Annotated in this window: 18 protein-coding genes; 4 read left to right on the top strand and 14 right to left on the bottom strand. The window is 53.5% G+C overall.

Features of this window, described 5'->3' with window-relative positions:
- Positions 1-46: 46 nt before the first annotated feature.
- The 3 genes from ABJM21_RS04450 to ABJM21_RS04440 all read right to left on the bottom strand — a co-directional run bounded on the left by ABJM21_RS04450 (position 47) and on the right by ABJM21_RS04440 (position 4,308).
- Positions 47-1,666 (bottom strand): tetratricopeptide repeat protein, encoded by a 1,620-nt coding sequence (locus ABJM21_RS04450; protein ID WP_348300186.1) that lies wholly within the window; start codon positions 1,664-1,666, stop codon positions 47-49.
- Positions 1,667-1,825: 159 nt separating this feature from the next.
- Positions 1,826-2,512, bottom strand: a complete 687-nt coding sequence (locus tag ABJM21_RS04445) for a PEP-CTERM sorting domain-containing protein (protein WP_348300187.1) — start codon at positions 2,510-2,512, stop codon at positions 1,826-1,828.
- Between the two features lie 215 nt (positions 2,513-2,727).
- Complete coding sequence (locus ABJM21_RS04440; RefSeq protein WP_348371474.1) at positions 2,728-4,308, bottom strand: class I adenylate-forming enzyme family protein; 1,581 nt, start codon at positions 4,306-4,308, stop codon at positions 2,728-2,730.
- 219 nt (positions 4,309-4,527) lie between these two features.
- Here ABJM21_RS04440 and ABJM21_RS04435 point away from each other — a divergent pair, with 219 nt between their 5' ends.
- A complete protein-coding gene (locus tag ABJM21_RS04435) occupies positions 4,528-5,877 on the top strand; it encodes a dicarboxylate/amino acid:cation symporter (RefSeq protein WP_348300083.1) in 1,350 nt (449 codons plus the stop codon).
- Between the two features lie 106 nt (positions 5,878-5,983).
- Positions 5,984-6,391, top strand: coding sequence for a host attachment family protein (locus tag ABJM21_RS04430; RefSeq protein ID WP_348300084.1), 408 nt, complete (start codon positions 5,984-5,986; stop codon positions 6,389-6,391).
- Between the two features lie 27 nt (positions 6,392-6,418).
- Here ABJM21_RS04430 and ABJM21_RS04425 read toward each other — a convergent pair whose 3' ends face one another.
- On the bottom strand, positions 6,419-6,913 hold the full coding sequence (locus tag ABJM21_RS04425) for a hypothetical protein (protein WP_348300085.1): 495 nt from the start codon (positions 6,911-6,913) through the stop codon (positions 6,419-6,421).
- A 50-nt stretch (positions 6,914-6,963) separates the two neighbouring features.
- A complete protein-coding gene (locus tag ABJM21_RS04420; RefSeq protein ID WP_348300086.1) occupies positions 6,964-7,365 on the bottom strand; it encodes a PaaI family thioesterase in 402 nt (133 codons plus the stop codon).
- A 172-nt stretch (positions 7,366-7,537) separates the two neighbouring features.
- Between ABJM21_RS04420 and gyrB the strand changes: the two genes are divergently transcribed.
- Positions 7,538-10,057, top strand: a complete 2,520-nt coding sequence (gene gyrB / locus ABJM21_RS04415; protein WP_348300087.1) for a DNA topoisomerase (ATP-hydrolyzing) subunit B — start codon at positions 7,538-7,540, stop codon at positions 10,055-10,057.
- 24 nt (positions 10,058-10,081) lie between these two features.
- Here gyrB and ABJM21_RS04410 read toward each other — a convergent pair whose 3' ends face one another.
- The 6 genes from ABJM21_RS04410 to rpsM form a co-directional block, all read right to left on the bottom strand.
- Entirely contained in the window at positions 10,082-12,241 is a 2,160-nt protein-coding gene (locus ABJM21_RS04410) for a prolyl oligopeptidase family serine peptidase (RefSeq protein WP_348300088.1), read from the bottom strand.
- Between the two features lie 86 nt (positions 12,242-12,327).
- Positions 12,328-13,131: a hypothetical protein gene (locus ABJM21_RS04405; RefSeq protein ID WP_348300089.1), complete on the bottom strand. Its 804-nt coding sequence runs from the start codon at positions 13,129-13,131 to the stop codon at positions 12,328-12,330.
- Between the two features lie 169 nt (positions 13,132-13,300).
- Positions 13,301-13,723 carry a 50S ribosomal protein L17 gene (gene rplQ / locus ABJM21_RS04400; RefSeq protein ID WP_348300090.1) on the bottom strand — a complete coding sequence of 141 codons (423 nt, stop codon included), beginning with the start codon at positions 13,721-13,723 and terminating at the stop codon, positions 13,301-13,303.
- Between the two features lie 77 nt (positions 13,724-13,800).
- Positions 13,801-14,859 (bottom strand): DNA-directed RNA polymerase subunit alpha, encoded by a 1,059-nt coding sequence (locus ABJM21_RS04395; protein ID WP_108810491.1) that lies wholly within the window; start codon positions 14,857-14,859, stop codon positions 13,801-13,803.
- 103 nt (positions 14,860-14,962) lie between these two features.
- Positions 14,963-15,352 carry a 30S ribosomal protein S11 gene (rpsK, locus tag ABJM21_RS04390; RefSeq protein WP_066745015.1) on the bottom strand — a complete coding sequence of 130 codons (390 nt, stop codon included), beginning with the start codon at positions 15,350-15,352 and terminating at the stop codon, positions 14,963-14,965.
- A gap of 48 nt (positions 15,353-15,400) precedes the next feature.
- Positions 15,401-15,769: a 30S ribosomal protein S13 gene (rpsM, locus tag ABJM21_RS04385; protein WP_108810492.1), complete on the bottom strand. Its 369-nt coding sequence runs from the start codon at positions 15,767-15,769 to the stop codon at positions 15,401-15,403.
- Positions 15,770-16,097: 328 nt separating this feature from the next.
- Here rpsM and ABJM21_RS04380 point away from each other — a divergent pair, with 328 nt between their 5' ends.
- Complete coding sequence (locus ABJM21_RS04380) at positions 16,098-17,504, top strand: H-type lectin domain-containing protein (RefSeq protein ID WP_348419744.1); 1,407 nt, start codon at positions 16,098-16,100, stop codon at positions 17,502-17,504.
- Positions 17,505-17,561: 57 nt separating this feature from the next.
- Here ABJM21_RS04380 and gdhA read toward each other — a convergent pair whose 3' ends face one another.
- From gdhA to ABJM21_RS04365, 3 genes are all read right to left on the bottom strand, one after another.
- Positions 17,562-18,917 (bottom strand): NADP-specific glutamate dehydrogenase, encoded by a 1,356-nt coding sequence (gene gdhA, locus ABJM21_RS04375; RefSeq protein ID WP_348300092.1) that lies wholly within the window; start codon positions 18,915-18,917, stop codon positions 17,562-17,564.
- A 130-nt stretch (positions 18,918-19,047) separates the two neighbouring features.
- The gene (locus ABJM21_RS04370) at positions 19,048-19,647 is read right to left on the bottom strand and encodes an SRPBCC family protein (RefSeq protein ID WP_348300093.1); all 600 of its coding nucleotides are present in this window, start codon (positions 19,645-19,647) and stop codon (positions 19,048-19,050) included.
- Positions 19,648-19,730: 83 nt separating this feature from the next.
- On the bottom strand, positions 19,731-20,381 hold the full coding sequence (locus tag ABJM21_RS04365) for an adenylate kinase (protein ID WP_348300094.1): 651 nt from the start codon (positions 20,379-20,381) through the stop codon (positions 19,731-19,733).
- Positions 20,382-20,388 lie beyond the last annotated feature (7 nt).

The following is a 20,388-nucleotide window of genomic DNA, read 5'->3' as shown; positions in this document are numbered from 1 at the left end:
GAGAGTCTATAGATTGTAACGCGGATTACGAACTTTGTGCCCAAATTTAGAGCCGTGCAAGCAGCTCGTCGATTTGCGCCTGTTGATCGGCACTCGCAAAGGCTTTCAGGCTGGAAATTACCCGCTTGGCTTCCGCCGCCTGCCCATTGGCGGCCAGCGCATTGGCGAGATGCCAGCGAATCTCGAGGTTACCGGGCGCACGCGCAGATGCCTGCCGCAGCAGTTTCAACGCTTCGCCCTTATCCTGGTCGGACTGCAACAAAGTCCAGCCCAGCGTATCGAGCACATTGGGATCATCCGGAGTCAGCGCCAGCGCCGCCCGGGCGAAGGTGACCGCCTCCGCTTTGTTACCCAGTTCCAATTGCACCAGCGCGCTATTGTTCATGATGATCGCATTACCATCGAGACCCGAAGCGCGCAGGTCGGCGTAAATGGCGTCGGCCTTGGCCCATTGCTTATTCGCAATCGCCTGCCCTGCTTCGGTCATTTTTAGTGCAATATCATCGCGACCTTGTGGCACTTTTGCCCGGGTTGCAAAACTGGCTGCCAGCGGATCATTTTGTGTTCTGCCCAGCTTGGCCGCCAACGCCAGCAATTGCGGAGTCGCATTGGCGCGCTGTGCTGCCGGTTTCACCAACTGATAGGCCTCGGCTTCATTGCCAGCCGCCTCCAACGCAGAACCCAATACTATCGTGCCCTGCACATGGCCCGGCATATCGACTAGGAACTTACGTAACCGTTCAATTGCCTGCTCATGATTGCCTTGCAGATAAGCAATTTCACCGCGCAAGAGAGCCGAACCCGGGACATCATTTAATGTCTCACCCGCGCCCTGGATTAATGCATGCGCGCGATCAATATCACCGTCGTCAAAGGCGATTTTGGCCATCAGGAAGAGCGCCATCGGATGCCCCGGTGCTAGCTCCAATATCCTTTTTAAATTGGCTTTTGCATCTTTTGCATTGCCCAAATCGGCGTTGACCGCGGCAACGGAGAAAAGTGGCGTGATGCTGTCTGGGTGTAGTTCGAGAGCTTTATCGAACGTTGCTTTAGCAACCTGCAGGTCCTGACGCATTAGCGCCAATTGACCGGAGAGCAGCAAGGCATCGAGGTTGTCGGGACCGTATTTAAGCGCAAGCGCCGCTGTCCGCCGGGCTTCGCTAATATTGCGCTGATCCACTTCATAATTTCCGCGCAGCGCCAATAGGCGGGGATCATTGGGCACAGCGGTTAAACCATCTGTCAGGGCAGCCACCGCTTCTTCTTTGCGGTCCAACGCAAGTAGCGCTTGTGCTTTCACCCAATATGCCAGGCTAGCATGTTGTGGATTTGGATTTTCGGTCAGTGTCAAAGCGCGCTCGGGCATATTACGCAGCAACAGTGCATGAGCCATCAGACCCTGCACCTCTGCTTGATACTGCGTAATATTGCTCAACTTTTTGAACGCTGCTTCTGCTGCCACGCCGTCACCGAGCCGCAGCAAGGTTTTGCCGTAAAGCAAATTAGCCGCCGGGTCGGCGCTATTTTCCTTAAGCGCTGACATCAAATAGATGCGTGCACCGCGATAATCATTTTCGGCAAAAGCTGCTTCGGCTTCCGCCATCGGATCATCATTGCCGGTCGAACAGGCACCGAGCGCAAGAGAGATCGCAAGTAGAGAGACCATTATGGTGGATTTTGGCGCATATATCATAGCCAATAAGATAACTGAGAAAGCCTTTAAAAAGGGCTAATCGAGGCTAGACTATAACGGCCAATTACAGGCAAAAAGAAACCGGCCGAAAATACGCTCGCCCGGTTCCAGTACTCTGATTGAACTAAGTGTTTAAGCTGCCAGCTTTTTCCGGCGACGGCGCGTGCCGACCCAAAGCCCGCCCACGGCAAGGCCCAATAGACCCAACGCGCCTGGCTCTGGGACTTCAGATGGGATTTTGTCGAGGTTGAAGTTGATATCCCAATGCCGAACAGCATTGCCATGAGGATTCAGGATGTTAAGCCAAGCCGAACCGCCAAAATTTTTGTTCTTGTCATTCGCACCGTTGCCGAATTGCAGCGTTGTGTTCCCCGCGAATGGATCGTTCGGGTTCACAGTATAAACTGCGCCATCAATGCTGATTGTGCCTGATCCGTTGGTGAAAAAATCAATATCCGGCGTGTCGGTGACAGGATTAAAATTGCCACCGCCATTTTTATAGTCAAAATTAGTGCCGTCGATGGTTTCTAGGAAATCGCTGAAATTCAGGTCCAGTGTTGCTACCTGACCAGAGCCATTTATTGCCGTGCCGGTCAATGTTGCCGTCTGGGCATCGGTATCATAGCTGAACGTTGTGCCGTCCTGGAAAGAATAGCGCCGATTACAGCCACTACCGATATTGCCGGTGTAAAGACCGTGCTTGCAAGAACCGCCGGTGTAGTTAGTCGCAGCATAATCGATAACACCTGCGGATGCCGGTGTTGCATAAGCGGCGGCGAGGCCAATGGCTGTCAATGTTGCTATGGTAATCTTGCGCATGAGTTTTGCCCTGTTGTTATCCGTGACTTTGTTTTGTGGCTTCGGAATCATTCAGCGTTAACAACTGAACAAACCGAACCCTTTCACGGGTAACAGAAGCAGGCGTCATGCCATTTTACAGAACTGCTTATTTTACAAATATTTGATTGGTTAAATTACCGTTAACCATGTCATAAATGTAATCAATATCGACAATAAAGCCTTTAGATATAAGGTTAACCGGTCGCTGGAACCGCTTGCTGCGCCAGATCCCGCAATTTGGTCTTCAGGATCTTTCCTATGTGGCTGCGCGGCAATTCGTCGACCAGATGCAACTCGGATAGGCGTTGGGTCTTGCCAAGTTCACTATTGGTAGCTGCTTTCAGGGCCTCTAGGTCCAACGATACACCTGCTTCTGCGACAACAAAGCCTACTGGTGTCTCACCCCATTGCTTGGAATCGACACCAACCACCGCTGCGTCGACCACATCTGGCTGCGCCATTAGTGCTTCTTCTAGATCGCGAGGATAAATGTTGAACCCTCCAGAGATAATCATGTCCTTGGAACGGCCCATCAGGGTGATGAAGCCATCTTCATCGACCTTGCCGATATCACCCATACGTTGCCAGCGGTCGCCATTCTGATCATACCAACTGGCTTCTTCAGTTTTTTCGGGTTGGTTCTGATAACCGCTCATCATGGTCTGCGAGCGCCCGACCAGTTCACCCATCTCCCCCGGTGGTAGGCGGTTCAGATCTTCGTCGACCGTAATCACTTCGCTGCCGCCCCATGCAATACCGACAGTATGCAGCTTGTCTGGAAAGGCGTGCGCGAGCAGAATACAAACCACCCCGCCCTCAGTCATTGAGTAAATCTCAATGAGGCCACCGGGCATCCGTTCAATCACCTCGGCCTTCAACTCGGCTGAGAAAGGCGCGCTGGTGCAGTATTTATGGGTGAAGTGGCTGAGATCGTAGTCGTCAAAGCCTTCAAAATCCATCAGCCGCTGATATTGTACGGGCACGAGCATCGTATGGGTCACTCGATTTTCCTGCGCCAGTTCGAGCCAGCGCTGGCAGTCAAATTTGCGCATTAGAATTGATGTTCCACCATAAGCAACGGTCGCGACAAAGATACCGAGGGTGGTGTTGGAATAAAGCGGGGTGGAGAAGAGCGATACCTGACCCGGCTGACCATAGCCCGAGTTTTCGCCCACCGCCATCTGGTACCAGCGCATCTGACGGCTGTGAACTATACCTTTGGGCGTACCGGTCGTACCGCTCGAATAGATGATGTTGAACGGGTCGTCCGGACCAACGCCCGGATCTGTGGGCGTTGCACCTTCATCTGCCATCCAATCGTGCATTAGTGGAGCGCTATCTTCTGCCACATCCATCATGATATGCTGGAGCGGCGGTAGGTCGATACCGCTTTCGAAAAGCTCAGCACGCTTGGCGCTGTCGACGAACAAATGCATGGCACCGCTGTCGGCCATCATGTTGGCGAGCTGTTTGGGTGTGGCCGAAGTTGTCAAAGGGGCCGCGCAACCGCCAGCTATTATGGCGCCAAGATAGGCGATAGCGTAGCGGATAGTTGTCGTTCCCAGGATCGAGACTGCCTGCCCTTTTTCAAGGCCATCGGCCTGAAGCTGCGCCGCCACACGGTTGACCAAAGCTGTAGTTTCCCGCCAGTTCAGCCGTTCCTCGCCATCGTCTAGCGCTATGCGATCCGGCTGGTTTACGGCATGGGCGTTGATGAGATCGGAAAGTCGGCCGAAAGGTTGCTCAAGATAGGCGATAGGGTCAATTTTTGTCATGCCCTGCTTGTTTCGCATCGCGCGGAAAAATGCAATCCGCCATTTTACATTGTCATTGCGGGGGCATCAGGAAAAACACGTATTGTTCCTAGCCGCATATGGCTGGAAACCCGACCCGGCCTAATACAGGATCGGCTCTCGTTTCTGCCTTGGCCATGAATAGCGTCATGCTCCCAGAGCAGTTACCCAGCGAAGAAACACGGAAACGAAGACAATCCAATGCCCATGCCGATGCCGACACTGCCTGAGCTGCCGCGCATTCATCTCGGTCAGCAATCGACAAAAATGCGCAGCTGGATCCAGACCCGGCTGTGGGCGCAGGTCATGGTCGCGCTGGTACTCGGCATTGCAACCGGCCTTTTGCTTGGGCCCGAAGGCGGACTGATCTCGGCCGATACGGCGCAATGGCTCGGCGCCTGGCTGGCTCTGCCCGGCCAGCTATTTTTAGGCCTGATCGCGATGGTACTCGTCCCCTTGGTATTTGCCTCGATCATCGGCGGCCTAACCGGCAATGGGTCGAGCGAAGTGCTGCAGCGAATCGGACTGCGCTTTGCAGGTTTTGTCGTCGTCACAACTTTCGCAGCGGCTGGTATTGGTATCACCCTAGCCGCTCTGCTGCGACCCGGCGCAGGATTGGCTGGTTCGCTTACCCCCTCCGGTGCCGCGGATGTTCCGGAAGCTGACCCAGCCTCCTTTGATCTTGGCAAAGCTCCTGAAATCATTTCCAATATCTTGCCCAACAATCCCACCGCCTCGATTGTTCAAGGTGATCTCATGGCAATCGTAGTCCTCGCATTGCTGGTCGGTATTGCCGCGATACAAGTGCCTCGCGACCGGATCGCGCCCTTTCTCTCCGTTCTCGACGCGCTGCTTTCCATCTGCATGACCATCGTCAAATGGGCGATGTTTCTGGCGCCCTTGGCAGTCTTTGGCATGATGGCACAGCTCGTCATGCGGATCGGTCTGGATAAGCTGATCGGGGTCTCCGCCTATGTCGGCACCGTCCTGCTCGGCTTGTTGCTCTTGTTCCTGATCTATCTCGTCATTCTCGCCATTTTCGGACGGATCGGGCCAGCCACTTTTTTCAAACAAGCTGGGGAGACCTTGCTGCTCGCCTTTTCGACATCCAGCTCAACGGCCGTCATGCCCAGCACGGTCCAGTCCGCCAAAAAAATCGGTGTGCCGCGCGAGGTAGCGAATCTCGTCGCTCCGCTCGGCGCGACCATGAATATGGCCGGGACTGCCCTTTATCAGAGCGTCGCGATCCTCTTTCTCGCGCAAATGTCCGGAATTGAACTCAGCGGGGGTCAGATCATATTGATGACTGTAACGCTGGTCGCCTCTTCGATAGGCGCACCGGGCACGCCGGGCGTGAGTATCGCCATTCTCGTCAGCGTGGCGGCCGGATTTGGCATCCCGGCAGACGGCATGGTGATCGTCATGGGTGTGGATCGATTGCTCGATATGAGCCGGACCAGCGTCAATGTCGCGGGCGACCTGACTGCCAGTACCCTGCTCAGCAACGTGACCATCCCAGCTGCGGAAAAACCGGCAGAGCAAGGCACATAATCTATGAAAACCGCAGGATTAAACGATCAAGCCTGTCTGGACGCCATCGAGACCGCCCCTTAATTCTTCCCATTACCAAGCACATCCCCCCAACAAAGGAAACATCATGTCAAATTCCACTATTCCAACCAACTGCCTTGTCGTTGTTGCCACAGGCGCCGAAGCCAGGCTCTATCGCAATATCGGCGACGGTGAGGGCATAAAATTGCGCGCCGAAGGCACGCTCAACCCCAGAAACCTCAGCTCCGAAGGGCCCTCCGGTTCCTATGTCACAGATTCCTCACCAAAAGAGACCGATGAAGCAACATTTTCAAAACAGCTGGCGCATCATCTCTATAGCCTTGCGAATAACGGCAAGTTCGACAATCTCGTACTGGCTGCCGATCCCGACAGCCTCGGCGAGATGCGGCCCCTGTTGCACAAAGAGGTGACTGACAAAATCGTGCTGGAACTGCCCAAGACCTTGGTCAACTCGTCGATCAAGGATATCGAGCGGACGATCCAGAATAACTAGATACTGAAGCCTGGGAGCCGGTTCGGATCAGCCGGCGACCAGCTTCACAAATGTACTTTCAACCCAGCCGCTTTTGCAGGGGCCATCATAATTGCGTTTGGACCGCACCGGAGAGGAGACGCCGCAGTCAATCGCTTCCGCTCCCTCTGCCGGCATCGGCCCATAGACAATGCCCAGCCATTGCTGGTCATGGCTACGCGTGCAGATATGAACCAGTTGCCCGGCTGACAGGCCATCCTTGCGCTCAGCAGCATCGAAAGGCGCGATCAGGACAGCAAGATCGGCTTCCCGCAGACCGGTTACGCGGCCCATCGCCTGACAGGCATCAAAGCGCGGCCCGCCTTCACCAATACGAACCGGCCGTTCACCGGGATTGGCACCAACCCGCTCAGTCCGGCCGGTTGGATTGGAAGTATCCGTCTGGCTTTCCTGCAAGTCATCACTGACCTGCGTGGTCTCTGAGCAGGCGCTGGCCGCAAAACAGATCAGCGCGGCGGGGATCAGGGTTTTCATCATGTTCATGGTCTAGACCATAAACCACGCGCTTGGAAAGATTCGAATGACCAATTCGCTCACAACACGATTTGGGTCTGCGTAACCACCGCGACCAATGTCCCGTCTTCAAGCGTCAACCGTGATTGCCATACAGACTGTCTTTTGCCGACTTTCAGCGGCAAAGCTTCGCCATAGAGTATCTGCCCCTCCGGCGCAGCGTTCAGGAAATTGGTCTTGCTCTCAGACGTGGTCGTGCCGCTCGATCCCTCCGGCAAGTTAGCAAAGCCGCCAAAAGCGCCGAGTACATCAGCGAAAGTCATAACGGCTCCGCCATGAATAGAAGGCGTTCCACGCCCGTTGCCGGCTGTGCATATTTCCGGGCGCACCAGCATTTCACCAAGAATTCTCTCCTTGGTCATTTCTGTGATCTTAATACCCATAGTTTTGGCAAAGGGCACGATATCGGCGGGGTTGGTCATCTATCATTCTCCTCGTAGAATCAGGCTCTACTCTAGCAATTCACCGGCGAGAATAGATGCTATCGATAGGCATGATCCGATGCAGGTTAAGTACTTGTAATACAAGGAATCTAATATCCGATTTTCCAACAAACCTCTTGGGTTTCAGAGCCTAAAGGTCTAAAAGAAAAATATGAGTGAGAACACAGAAAATGACACCCCGGAAGGTACTGAAAACGCTTCCGATAATTCTAATCAAAACGAATATGGCGCAGACTCCATCAAGGTCCTGAAAGGGCTTGATGCAGTGCGCAAACGGCCCGGAATGTATATCGGTGATACCGACGATGGATCCGGGCTTCACCACATGGTGTTCGAGGTTTCGGATAACGCAATTGATGAGGCTCTGGCCGGACATTGCGACCTGATCTTGATCACATTGAACGCTGATGGCAGTGTTTCGGTGGAAGATAATGGCCGCGGTATTCCTGTCGGCATGCACAAGGAAGAAGGCGTCAGCGCAGCGGAAGTCATCATGACCCAGCTCCACGCCGGTGGTAAATTTGAAAACACCTCTGACGACAACGCCTATAAGGTCTCTGGCGGCCTCCACGGCGTGGGTGTGTCCGTGGTGAATGCCCTGTCTGAATGGCTGGAACTCAATATCTGGCGCGATGGCAAAGAGCATAATATGCGCTTTGAATTTGGCGATGCTGTACGTTCGCTGGAAGTCATTGGCGATGCGCCGCCAGCAGACAATGAGACAGGCCTCAAAAAGGGAACGAAGGTTACCTTCTTCCCCTCTCCTGCGACCTTCAAAATCACCGAATTTGATTTTGAGAAGCTGGAGCACCGTTACCGCGAACTGGCGTTCCTCAACAGCGGCGTCCACATTTTGCTGCGTGACGAGCGCCATGAAGAATCTAAGGAAATCGACCTGTACTATGAAGGCGGCATTGCTGCCTTTGTGCAATATCTTGATCGCAACAAGACCGCTTTGGTTCCGGACCCCATTGCCATCCATGGCGACCGTGATGATGTGACCATCGACGTCGCCCTGGAGTGGAATGACAGCTATTATGAAAATGTGCTGTGCTTCACCAACAATATTCCGCAGCGCGATGGCGGCACCCATCTGGCGGCCTTCCGCTCGGCCCTGACACGGACGCTAAACAACTATGCCGAAAGCTCTGGTGCGCTCAAGAAAGAGAAGGTCAAACTGACCGGCGATGATATGCGCGAAGGTTTGACTGCGATTGTTTCAGTGAAACTTCCTGATCCGAAATTCAGTTCACAGACCAAAGACAAGCTGGTTTCCTCGGAAGTACGTCAGCCGCTGGAAAGCTTGATGGCCGACAAATTGGCCGAATGGCTCGAAGAGAACCCGCAAAATGCGGCTATGGTGGTGCAGAAGGTTATTGATGCCGCTGCGGCCCGCGAAGCGGCGAAGAAGGCGCGCGAGCTGACCCGGCGTAAGGGCGCGATGGATATCGCCTCCCTGCCCGGAAAACTGGCCGATTGTCAGGAACGTGATCCAGCGAAATCCGAACTCTTCCTGGTGGAGGGTGATTCCGCTGGTGGTTCTGCGAAACAGGGCCGTGACCGCCATTATCAGGCGATCCTTCCGCTCAAGGGTAAAATCCTCAACGTCGAGCGCGCCCGCTTTGATCGAATGCTGTCATCAAAAGAAGTCGGCACGCTGATTCAGGCGATGGGCACGGGCATTGGCCGCGAAGATTTCAACATCGAAAAACTGCGCTATCACAAGATCGTCATCATGACCGATGCTGATGTTGACGGCGCGCATATCCGTACTTTGCTACTGACATTTTTCTATCGGCAAATGCCGGAAATCGTTGAAAATGGGCATCTCTACATCGCGCAACCGCCGCTTTACAAGGTCGGCAAGGGCAAGAGCGAGGTCTATTTGAAAGACGATAATGCGCTCGACAATTATCTGGTCGATGCGGGTTTGCAGAGCATGATTTTGCAGACCAATGAAGGTGCGCGGTCTGGCGAAGATTTACGCAATCTGGTCGAACATGGCCGCCGTATGCGTTCGCTGATGACCTATGTGCCGCGCCGTTATGACAGCACCATTGTCGAGGGCATGGCGCTTACCGGCGCGCTTAATCCCGCACATGGCCCAGCCGAGCGGCAAGCCGCCGTTGAGGCTGCTGCGGCATGGATGGACGCCGTGGACGAGGAAGGCCGCTGGTCGGGCAGTGTTTCGGAAGAAGGCGGCTATCTGTTCGAGCGGCTATGGCGCGGGGTGACCGATCACCATATTATCGAAGCCAAATTCCTGGAATCGGCTGAGGCGCGCAAATTGCACAGCCTTGCCTCTGAACAAAGCGCCACTTATGCGACCAGCAGCCGTCTGGTGAAAGGCGCCGCAGAGGATGCTGAGGATGACGGCACTGTCGGATCGGAAGGAATGCTGATCACGCGGCCATCCGAGTTACTGGACTCGGTATTGGCTGCCGGACGCAAAGGCCTGTCCTTCCAGCGCTATAAAGGCCTGGGAGAGATGAATGCGGAACAGCTGTGGGAAACCACACTGGATCCCGAAGTTCGCTCTCTGCTGCAAGTGACGGTCGAACAGGCAGACGTGACCGACGAGATATTCACCAAGCTAATGGGCGACGTTGTCGAACCACGGCGGGAGTTTATCGTCGACAACGCGCTGAACGTCGCCAATCTGGACGTTTAACTGGTTTTGACCGGCTAACGAATGCTAGTCGGTAATTTTCAGACCAATAGCATCCGCCATAAAGCCGTAAATATCGGAATATTCGTCGATCACTTTGTCGGTCGGTTTGCCGCTGCCATGCCCCGCGCGCGTTTCGATGCGAATCAGATGTGGTTTGTCTCCGGTATTCAACGCTTGCAGTCGCGCGGTATATTTGAAGCTATGCCCCGGAACCACGCGGTCGTCGGTATCAGCGGTTGATACGATTAGAGCCGGATAATCCGTCCCGTCCTTGATATTGTGATAGGGCGAATAGGTCAGCAGCTTGCGGAAATCCGCTTCCTTATTAGGATAGCCATAATCGTCGACCCAGTAGCGCCCCGCGGTGAACCGATCAAAGCGCAGCATGTCCATCACTCCGACCGCGGCATGGCCGGTGGTGAACAGATCGGGCCGCTGGTTCATCACGGCTCCCACCAGCAGTCCGCCATTGGAGCGCCCTTCAATCGCCAGGCCATCTTTCGGTGTTACACCCTCTGCGATCAGATATTCACCGGCAGCGATGAAATCGTCGAACACATTCTGTTTGTTCTGCAAACGACCGCCGTCATGCCATTCTTTGCCATATTCGCCGCCACCGCGCAGATTGGCCGAGGCATAGACACCGCCTGCTTCAATCCATGCCATTTTAGGGGCACTATAACCCGGCAGGACCGAGATATTGAAACCGCCATAGCCGTAAAGCAATGTTGGCGCGCCTTTGCTCAGGTCGAGATCCTTCTTGTGCACCACGAACATGGGAATCTTGGTACCGTCTTTGCTCTCGTAGAACCGCTGGGACACGGTGATGTTTTCGGGATCAAATGGAATATCCGGTTTTGCCCAGACAGTTGGTGTGCCGGCGTCATTGAAACTATAGATTGTCGCTGGCTGGTTGAAGCTTTCGAACGCGAAATACGCCGATGTAGCCTTGGCCGAACCATCGAGCCCCTTCACCTGGCCCAATCCGGGTAAATCTACGACGCCCTTGGGGCTGCCGTCCAGCGCAAACAGCTCCAGCCTGCTTTTGGCATCGTCAATATAATCCACAGCCAGCGTTTCACCGACCAAGATGGCATCATCAATCGTCGCCATATGCTCGGGCACAATCTCTACCCATTCGGGTGTCTCGGCGCTGACATCCGTTTTCATGACCCGAAGGCGCGGCGCGCCCTCGTTGGTCACAAAATAAAGCGTATCGCCAACACCATCAATCAGCGACCAATTGTGATCAAAACCGGTAATAAGCTTGCGTGGCTCGATCTCATTGGCATCAACCTTGACTAGCGTAATTTCATAACGATCGTCGGTTCCTGACGAGGAGGTGATAACCACCCACCCCTTATCCGAGGTTACCGTAGCGGTGTGGCTTAGTTCCGGTTGCTCAGGGGTAGCAAAAACCTTGATATCGCGGCTTTGTTCTTTGCCGAGCATATGCATGTAGATCGTGTGATCTTTGTTCAGCGACTGAAAGGCTTCGCCCTCTTCCGGTTCCGGAAACCGCGAATAGAGAAAACCGCTATTGCCCGGCATCCATGCAAGATTGCTGAATTTCACCCACTCAACTGTGTCCTTCTTGATCTCGCCGGTTGCAACATCAATGACCTTCAATGTGCGCCAGTCAGAACCGCCATCCTGAACAGCGTAAACCAGCAAACTGCCATCTTCGGACGGCTTCCATTCCGCCAATGCTGTCGCACCATCATCAGACCAACCGGCCGGATCAATCAGCACACGTTCTTCGCCATCCTTGCCATCGCGAACATAGAGTATCGCCTGGTTCTGACCGCCACTTTTACGCTCGTAGAAAAATTTGCCACCCGCTTCGACCGGAGGATCAATCTCGTCATAGTCATAAAGCTCCATCATCGATGCAGCCAGCGCTTCACGGCCCTGCAGCGTCTCCAGATAGGAGTCTGTGACCGCATTTTGCGCAGCAACCCACGCGGCTACATCAGTATCTTCCCGGACATCATTCTCCAGCCAGCGATAGGGATCAGCGATTTTCTCACCAAATTGCTCGTCCACTACATCAACAGTTTTGGTTTCGGGATAGGTCAAAGCCTCAGCATCCTTTGCTTGTTCTTCGGTTTGAGCATGAGCCGGATTGGCGGTAACGGCCGCACTGGTGGCAAGCGCCATTGCAAGAATACTGGTGATACGCATGAAAATTCCCCGAACATTGGAAACAAACGAAAAGAGGCCGCAAGCTTATCGCCCGCAGCCTCTCTTATCAATTGAAACTATTGCTATTAATCGCAGGCGGAAGCAGGTTTTTCTCCGCAATTCAGCAGATCGATAAATTTCTCTGCATTGATGGCGACATCGTCTGGGCCGATTTGATCAAATGGATCTTCAAGGTGGCTTTGGATATTGTCCAGGCCAACCAATATCACCGCAAATAGGATCGGCATAATGTAAGTCAGTTCCGGTATAGCATATTCTGTTGCCTGTTGTGCGAAATAAGGGCCGTAAAGGACCGGCAACAAGACGATGAAAAAATCACTGAAAGCACGCAATGTGCGCGGTGTACGATATTGATAGATATGTTTGACGCTTTCGAAAGAGACAATCATCTTGCTGATATACTGGTTGCAGCGCGAGCATTCCCCCGATGCCAAACCCTCGCTCCGCATCCGCTTTACGAAACCGGACAAATCGGAAAAAGCGCCGTAAATATGCGCCTCATGCTTACCCATGTCCTTGATCGAGCCTTTGAACATATCCCGGCAACCATGAAGTAGATCAGCGAGAACCGTTTCGATATGACGCAGCCGGTCATCATTCTGATCCGGAAGCCAATCACGGGCGGCAAAATAGATCGCCCGGCCGTGAGCCTTGATCGTTCCATAGTCATCCAGCGCATTTTCGCGCCGCTTGTAAGCATGACCGATTGAGAAAACGATTGGAAAAACAATGGCCGTGGAGATCATCGTCAGTGGGAAATCGGCCAGGATATGATATTGCAGGCTGATCGCTGTAGACAGGATCGCCAACAGCACAATGACCAGGCTCTTCCAGTTAAGAATCAGCCCCAATTGAGCGATGCGTTCCATTGTTTTCCCCGATATGCCCCACTTAAACTATTGGGAATACGCGGAAATATTTGACAATATATTAACCATAAGGACGCGCGCAGAAAATTGTTCAATTCTGCGCAATTAAAAAGGGCCGCAGCGATGGTTCGCTACAGCCCTTTTTGAATTCTTTAGGAAATGAAGGGGTTTATGCCTCTTCGAAATCTTCCTCAACATTCTGATCTGGACCGCTGTCCTGACCTTTTGCTTCTTCGTTCCGGTCAACCAGTTCGATCACCGCCATCGCAGCAGCATCGGAATCACGGTAACCGGCCTTGATAATCCGGGTATAACCACCGCTACGGTCGGCATAACGTTCAGCCAGTTCACCGAAAAGTTTCTTTTCCTGTACTTCGTCCATCAAACGCGCATGCGCAAGACGACGGTTGGACAAGCCACCTTTTTTCGCCAGCGTGATCAGCTTCTCAACATAAGGCCGCATCTCTTTGGCTTTAGGCAGGGTGGTCATGATCTGCTCATGCTTGATCAGTGCCGCAGACAGGTTTTTCAGCAAAGCCTGACGGTGAGCACCGGTCCGCTGCATACGGCGGCCCTTCATTCTATGACGCATATTCTATACTCCGTTCGTATTGGGGCCGTATGAGGTACCCCGATGCAGGCCGATTTGCGGGTCGGCCAGTTTCCCGTTTAACCCAGTAGCTCTTGCTCAAGCTTCTTGGCCATTTCTTCAATATTTTCAGGCGGCCAACCAGGAATATCCATTCCCAGACGCAGCCCCATGCTGGAAAGCACTTCCTTGATTTCGTTCAAGGATTTGCGGCCAAAGTTAGGCGTACGCAGCATTTCTGCTTCGGTCTTCTGCACCAGATCGCCAATATAAATGATATTGTCGTTCTTGAGGCAGTTTGCGGAGCGAACGGACAGTTCCAGCTCGTCGACCTTCTTGAGAAGGTAACGGTTGAGCTGGTTGGCGTCGCTTTCCTGCTGGCTCTGCGCAGCGGCCATGCCGATTGGCGATGACACGCTTTCCAAAGCTTCTTCGAAATGTACGAACAGCTGCAACTGGTCCTGAAGAATGCGCGCTGCATAAGCAATGGCATCTTCAGGGGTCACGGTGCCGTCAGTGTCGATGGTGAGGTTCAACTTGTCAAAGTCAAGCTCCTGACCAACACGGGCATTGTCGACCTTGTATGAAACCTGACGGATTGGTGAGTAGAGCGAGTCAACCGGGATCAAGCCAATTGGCGCATCTGCCGGACGGTTAGCAACCGCAGGAACATAGCCTTTGCCGACGTTAACAGTCAGTTCCATGTTAAAGGACGCGCCTTCGTCAAGGTGACAGATAACCAGATCAGGGTTCATCACTTCGATGTCGCCCGAAACTGCGATATCGCCTGCGGTAACTTCAGCAGGACCAGTGGCAGAAAGCTGCAGACGTTTGGCGTCTTCGCCTTCCATTTTCAAAGCGATCTGTTTGACGTTCAGAACAATGTCGGTGACATCTTCACGCACGCCGGGAAGCGACGAGAATTCATGAAGAGCATTTTCGATCTTGATCGAGGTAACCGCAGCGCCTTGCAGCGATGACAGCAAAACGCGACGCAGCGCGTTACCAATGGTCAAGCCAAAGCCGCGCTCAAGAGGCTCTGCTACAAAAGTAGCTTTACGCTTGGGATCACCACCAGATTTTATATCGAGAACATTGGGCTTTTTGAGTTCTTGCCAGTTCTTCATATTGACAGTCATGGACTTCCCCTAGTGAGTTCAAAGAGTGGGTTGGACCGTTACCACTCCGAATTACCAAAAAATGGAAACTACCGGCCGGATAGTTCCCGTAAACTTGAGCGACTTAGACGCGGCGACGCTTGGACGGACGGACACCATTATGCGGGATCGGCGTAACATCGCGGATCGAGGTAATGGTGAAACCGACTGCCTGCAGCGCGCGAAGAGCGGACTCACGGCCAGAGCCAGGTCCTTTCACTTCCACTTCCAGGGTGCGAACACCGTGGTCAGCTGCTTTTTTGCCAGCGTCTTCCGCTGCAACCTGCGCCGCGTACGGCGTAGATTTACGAGAGCCTTTAAAACCCATCATGCCTGCAGAGGACCAGCTTATCGCATTGCCCTGTGCATCGGTGATGGTGACCATCGTGTTGTTAAATGTGGCGTTGACGTGCGCTACGCCTGCCGAAATATTTTTACGCGCGCTCTTTTTTACGCGTTGTGGTTCGCGAGCCATTTGAAATTCCTACCTAATATCCAAAAGATAACTGTCCGTAGACAGATCTTATTTTTTCTTACCGGCAATCGCCTTGGGCTTACCTTTACGGGTGCGCGCATTGGTGTGCGTACGCTGTCCACGAACAGGAAGTCCTTTACGATGGCGAAGACCGCGATAGCAGGCCAGATCCATAAGACGCTTGATGTTCATTGCGGTCTCACGACGCAAGTCACCTTCAACAGTCAAATCCGCGTCAATGGTTTCACGAATCTGCAAAACTTCCTGATCGGTAAGGTCCTGAACCCGGCGGGCTGGATCGATTTTCAATTTTTCAACAATTTCAGCCGCTTTCGTGCGTCCGATACCGTGAATATAGGTAAGCGAGATAATTACGCGCTTGTTTGTTGGGATATTTACCCCGGCAATACGTGCCAATATTTTTCTCCTGCTCCACAGAGACCGATTCGCCGGCCCCTATCTCATCGCTAAGCTGTTAAAATCACATCCAAAACGCACAAAACCAGCGGACGCCACGAAAGCGTTGCCGGTTGTGTTGGATTTCGAATACAGCCCAAATAGGGAGAGTCGCTGGCGCTGTCAATAGCCGCTTATGCGGTAGATACAGCTTTTTCCCCAAGGGAACACGAGCTACGATTTTACATGTTGCAGCTGGCAAGTCAAAAAATCCTTAACCAGCTTCTGCTAAATTGCGGCCATGTGGGTAGTAAAATGGACCAATGCGCGTTTAGCGCAGCTGGTGTCGATGCTTGTGGCATTCGGCATACTGATGATGGTTGCGCCCCCTGCCCATGCCGGACGGTTTGAGGCGGGCAGTTTTACCGCCCATAATACCAGCGCCAATGGCAACGTTGTAAGGATCAATTTCCAGCAGGCCTTTGATACAATCCCCGTCGTCGTTGCCTTGTCCGATAATAATGGTTCGGATGCCGCGGCCATTCGGATTACCAATATCTCGACAACCGGCTTTGATGAGCTCATTCTTGAGCCGGATAATTTCGATGGCCCCCATGCCGCACAAAATGTCCACTATGTCGCCGTCGAACCAGGCCGTCATGTCCTTCCCGATGGTCAGATCGTCGAGGCCGGAACCGCCAGCATATCGGCCGTGCAGCATGGCAGCGGCGTTACTGGACCAGAAAGCTGGGCATCGGTATCTTTCTCTTCGCTGTTACCGGGCACACCCAGCGTTGTTGCGCAGATACAGACGGCCAATAGTGAAACCCGTACTGTTGCTAGCCAAAGCTCTCAGCCATTCGTCACCGCTACGCTCGACAATTTGACCGCCAGCGGATTTCAAGTCGCTCTGGAACGCAGCGAGGCCAATGCCGGCCCGATACCCTCAGCCGAGACCGTTGGCTGGATCGCCTTTCCGGCCGGTATCAGCGGGAACTTCCCCGATATTGCCAGCAACACTATCACCTGGAGCACCGTCAACACTGGCATCAATATCCGCGGGTGGGACAATGGCTGTTTCACCAATAGCTTCGGGCAATCCAGCGCCAGTGCCATTGTGGTTGCTAAGAAAAACAGCCATTTGGGCGGCGATGGCGGCTGGCTACGCAGGTGCAGCCTGAGCAACACATTGATCGGGCTGACGGTCGACGAAGATAATGCGAGGGATAGCGAGCGGAATCACATTGCTGAATCCGCCTCGATCATCGCATTTTCCCAAAGCTTCCATGCCTTGCTGGAACCGGCCCTGTCGGTCACCAAGGCGAGCGTGTCCTTTCTCGACGAAATGGGAGGTGATTTTGCCCTGCCCAGCGCGACGGTAGAATATCTGATCACCGTCCAAAATAGCGGCAATGCCCCGCCCAATCATGATAGTGTGATTATCACCGAAGCACTGCCACCGGAATTGGCATTGGTCATCACCGATTTCGCAGCGCCGGGTTCCGGACCCATCCAGTTTCAGGATGGCAGTCCGGGTTCCGGGCTAGGCTTCAGCTTTGGCGGACTGGGCGACCCGATGGACTCGGTTTCCTTTTCAACCGATGGTAGCAATTTCACCTATAGCCCAACAGATTCAGGGGATGGCACCGATCCTGCCGTCACACATATTCGGGTAAGCCCGGTTGGCTTCATGGCACCGAATACCGGTTCTGGCGCCACAAGCCTATCCATCCGCCTCAAGGGGAAAATTGGCTAGCGTCGTCCACAGAAGCCGCTAGCCGATTTCTTCGCTTCGTCTGCCTAACAGGGTCTATCAGACAACCCCGTAAGCCAGCATCGCGTCGGCGACTTTCTTGAAGCCTGCTATATTTGCACCCTTCACATAGTCGACATAGCCATCGCCTTGATCGCCATATTCAACGCACTGGCTGTGGATGCCTTCCATCAATTCGGTCAGCATGGTGCCTAGCCGTTCGTGGTTCCAACTGATGCGCTCCGCATTCTGGCTCATTTCCAGACCAGAGACAGCTACACCGCCAGCATTGGCCGCCTTTCCCGGGCCGTACATAATCTTCGCGTCGTGGAAGACATGGACGCCTTCCAATGTAGTCGGCATATTGGCGCCTTCGGATACGGCTTGCACGCCATTGGAGACCAGCATCTTGGCTTCGTCTTCGTTGAGCTCGTTCTGCGTCGCACAGGGCAATGCGAGATCACAGGCAACGCTCCACGGACGCTGCCCTTCATGGAAGGACGCTCCTTTAAACTCATCGACATATTCCGACATGCGGCCGCGGCGGTGGGTTTTATGCTCTTTGACCCAGTCGATTTTCTCTTGAGTGAAACCGTCAGGATCGTGAACAAATCCGCCACTGTCGGACAGGGTCAGAACCTTGCCGCCCTGTTTGGTAATTTGTTCCGCAGCATGAGTTGCAACGTTTCCGGATCCGGAGATAACCGCGGTCTTGCCCTCAATAGTGTCTTTCTTGTGCGCCAGCATATTCTGCATGAAGTAAACCGCACCATAGCCAGTAGCTTCGGGCCGCATTTCACTGCCACCATATTCGCGGCCTTTACCGGTCAGCACGCCTTCCCAGCGATTGGTGATCCGTTTGTACTGGCCGAACATATAACCAATTTCACGGCCGCCCACACCGATATCACCGGCAGGCACATCCGTATCAGGACCAATGTGACGATAAAGTTCCGTCATAAAGCTTTGGCAAAAACGCATGACTTCCGCGTCTGACTTGCCTTTAGGGTTGAAATTGGCTCCACCTTTACCGCCCCCCATAGGCAGACCAGTCAGCGAATTTTTGAACGTCTGTTCAAAGGCGAGAAACTTGAGCACGCTTTCAGTCACACTGGGATGGAAACGGATGCCGCCCTTATAGGGGCCGATGGCATTATTATTCTGCACCCGCCAACCACGTTGCACGCGGATATTGTGATTGTCATCTTCCCAGCATACGCGGAAAGAAACCACGCGATCCGGTTCTGCCATACGGCGCAGGATCTGCGCGGCGTGATATTCTTCTTTGTCGTCGATAAATCCGTAAATATCCTGGGCGACTTCTTGCACTGCCTGGATAAATTCGGTTTGTCCTGGATTGCGCTTTTTCACGCCTGCCATAAATGTTGGAAAATCTACATGATCGGAAACGGCCATCGTCTTACTCCCCCTTAGGTGATTATCTGCGCGCCCGTTACCAACTGCGATCTCCTCGAATCGCATTTGATGTGGGCATCATATTAACGGCAATTTGTTCGATTGGTAAAGTCTTGATATTCAGCCCTAATTATTCGGCCTTCTCGTCTTCTTCAGGCTCACTGTCCGGCTCTGCCTCTGCTTCCTCTTCCGGAGCAAACAGGGCCGCAAGCCGCGTTAGCTGCTCACCGATAACACCATCTACCGCAGGTGCAATCTGGTCGACCGGGAATTCCATGTAGCCGCCGACTTTGTAAACGAACGATACCGCCGTGTTATCGCCATCAGGGCGCAGGCCAATGGTAAGCGTTCCTGTCACCGCCTCGCCCTGCAATGGCCCAAGTGCACCGGACATCCGCAGCGCCTTTCCATTCTGCGCGAATAGAACCCGCATATGCTGCACGCTGCCTTCTGCCGATTTAATATTGTCTTCGCTTGTCGTGCGAAGCAGTTCACAAAAACAACCGCCGGCCTGCGGAACCAGATAGAAATTATCGGCATTACCGGAAAAGCTGTGCTCTCCGTTCCACCATCGCGCTGGCGCAATGATAGTTTTCCAAACGTCTTCGGCAGATCCATTGACCACCGTTAAATGCTTTACGGTAAAGCCATTATCAGCGGTATTGGACACTTCGGCCTGTGCCGAAGATGCGCCGAGAATGGCAACTAGCGATAAAATGAATCGGAACAATATGTGTCTCCCCCTGTAAGCTGGAAAGACTAGTGTTGGTCGTGGTCGCTGGCAATATTTATCATCCGGCGAGATGACGGTTTTCAGTCTAGGGCTAGAACAGCCTCGATAGCATTGCTCACCGCTTCCATGCTGCCCATGCCGTCGACTTTGGTGACAATGCCGCGCTCTTCATAGATGGGCAGAATCGGTTGGGTTTTGGCGCGATATTCCCCCATCCGTGTGCGGACGGTTTCTTCATTATCATCCGGACGACGCTTAAATTCAGTCGAGCCGCATGCGTCGCAAACGCCTTCTTTAGCAGGCTGTTTGAACGTGTCATGATAGCCTTCACCGCAATTGCCGCAGGTGAAGCGACCGGTAATGCGTTCCACCAGTGCCTCAACATCCACGGCCAACTCTATAACATGATGGAGTTTACGGTTTCGGGCCGTCAAAATCTCATCCAAAGAATAGACCTGAGCCTCCGTGCGCGGATAGCCGTCAAAAATGACACCTTGATCGGGGCCAAGTTCATCCAGTTTGTCGCCAATGATACCAGAGACGACATCATCAGGAACGAGCTCGCCAGCATCCATCAGGGCTTTGGCTTTCAAACCCACTTCTGTGCCAGCCTTGACCGCTGCGCGCAGCATATCGCCAGTGGACAGTTGGACCATGCCATGTTCGTCTTCGAGAAGCCCGGCTTGGGTGCCTTTACCGGCGCCCGGTGGTCCCAACAGGATGATGTCCATAAGCTAC

The sequence above is a fragment of the Parasphingorhabdus sp. genome, from assembly GCF_039977335.1.
Classification (GTDB): Bacteria; Pseudomonadota; Alphaproteobacteria; order Sphingomonadales; family Sphingomonadaceae; genus Parasphingorhabdus.
The sequence above is the reverse complement of the archived record's forward strand: the minus strand, read 5'-3'. Positions and strand labels throughout refer to the sequence as shown.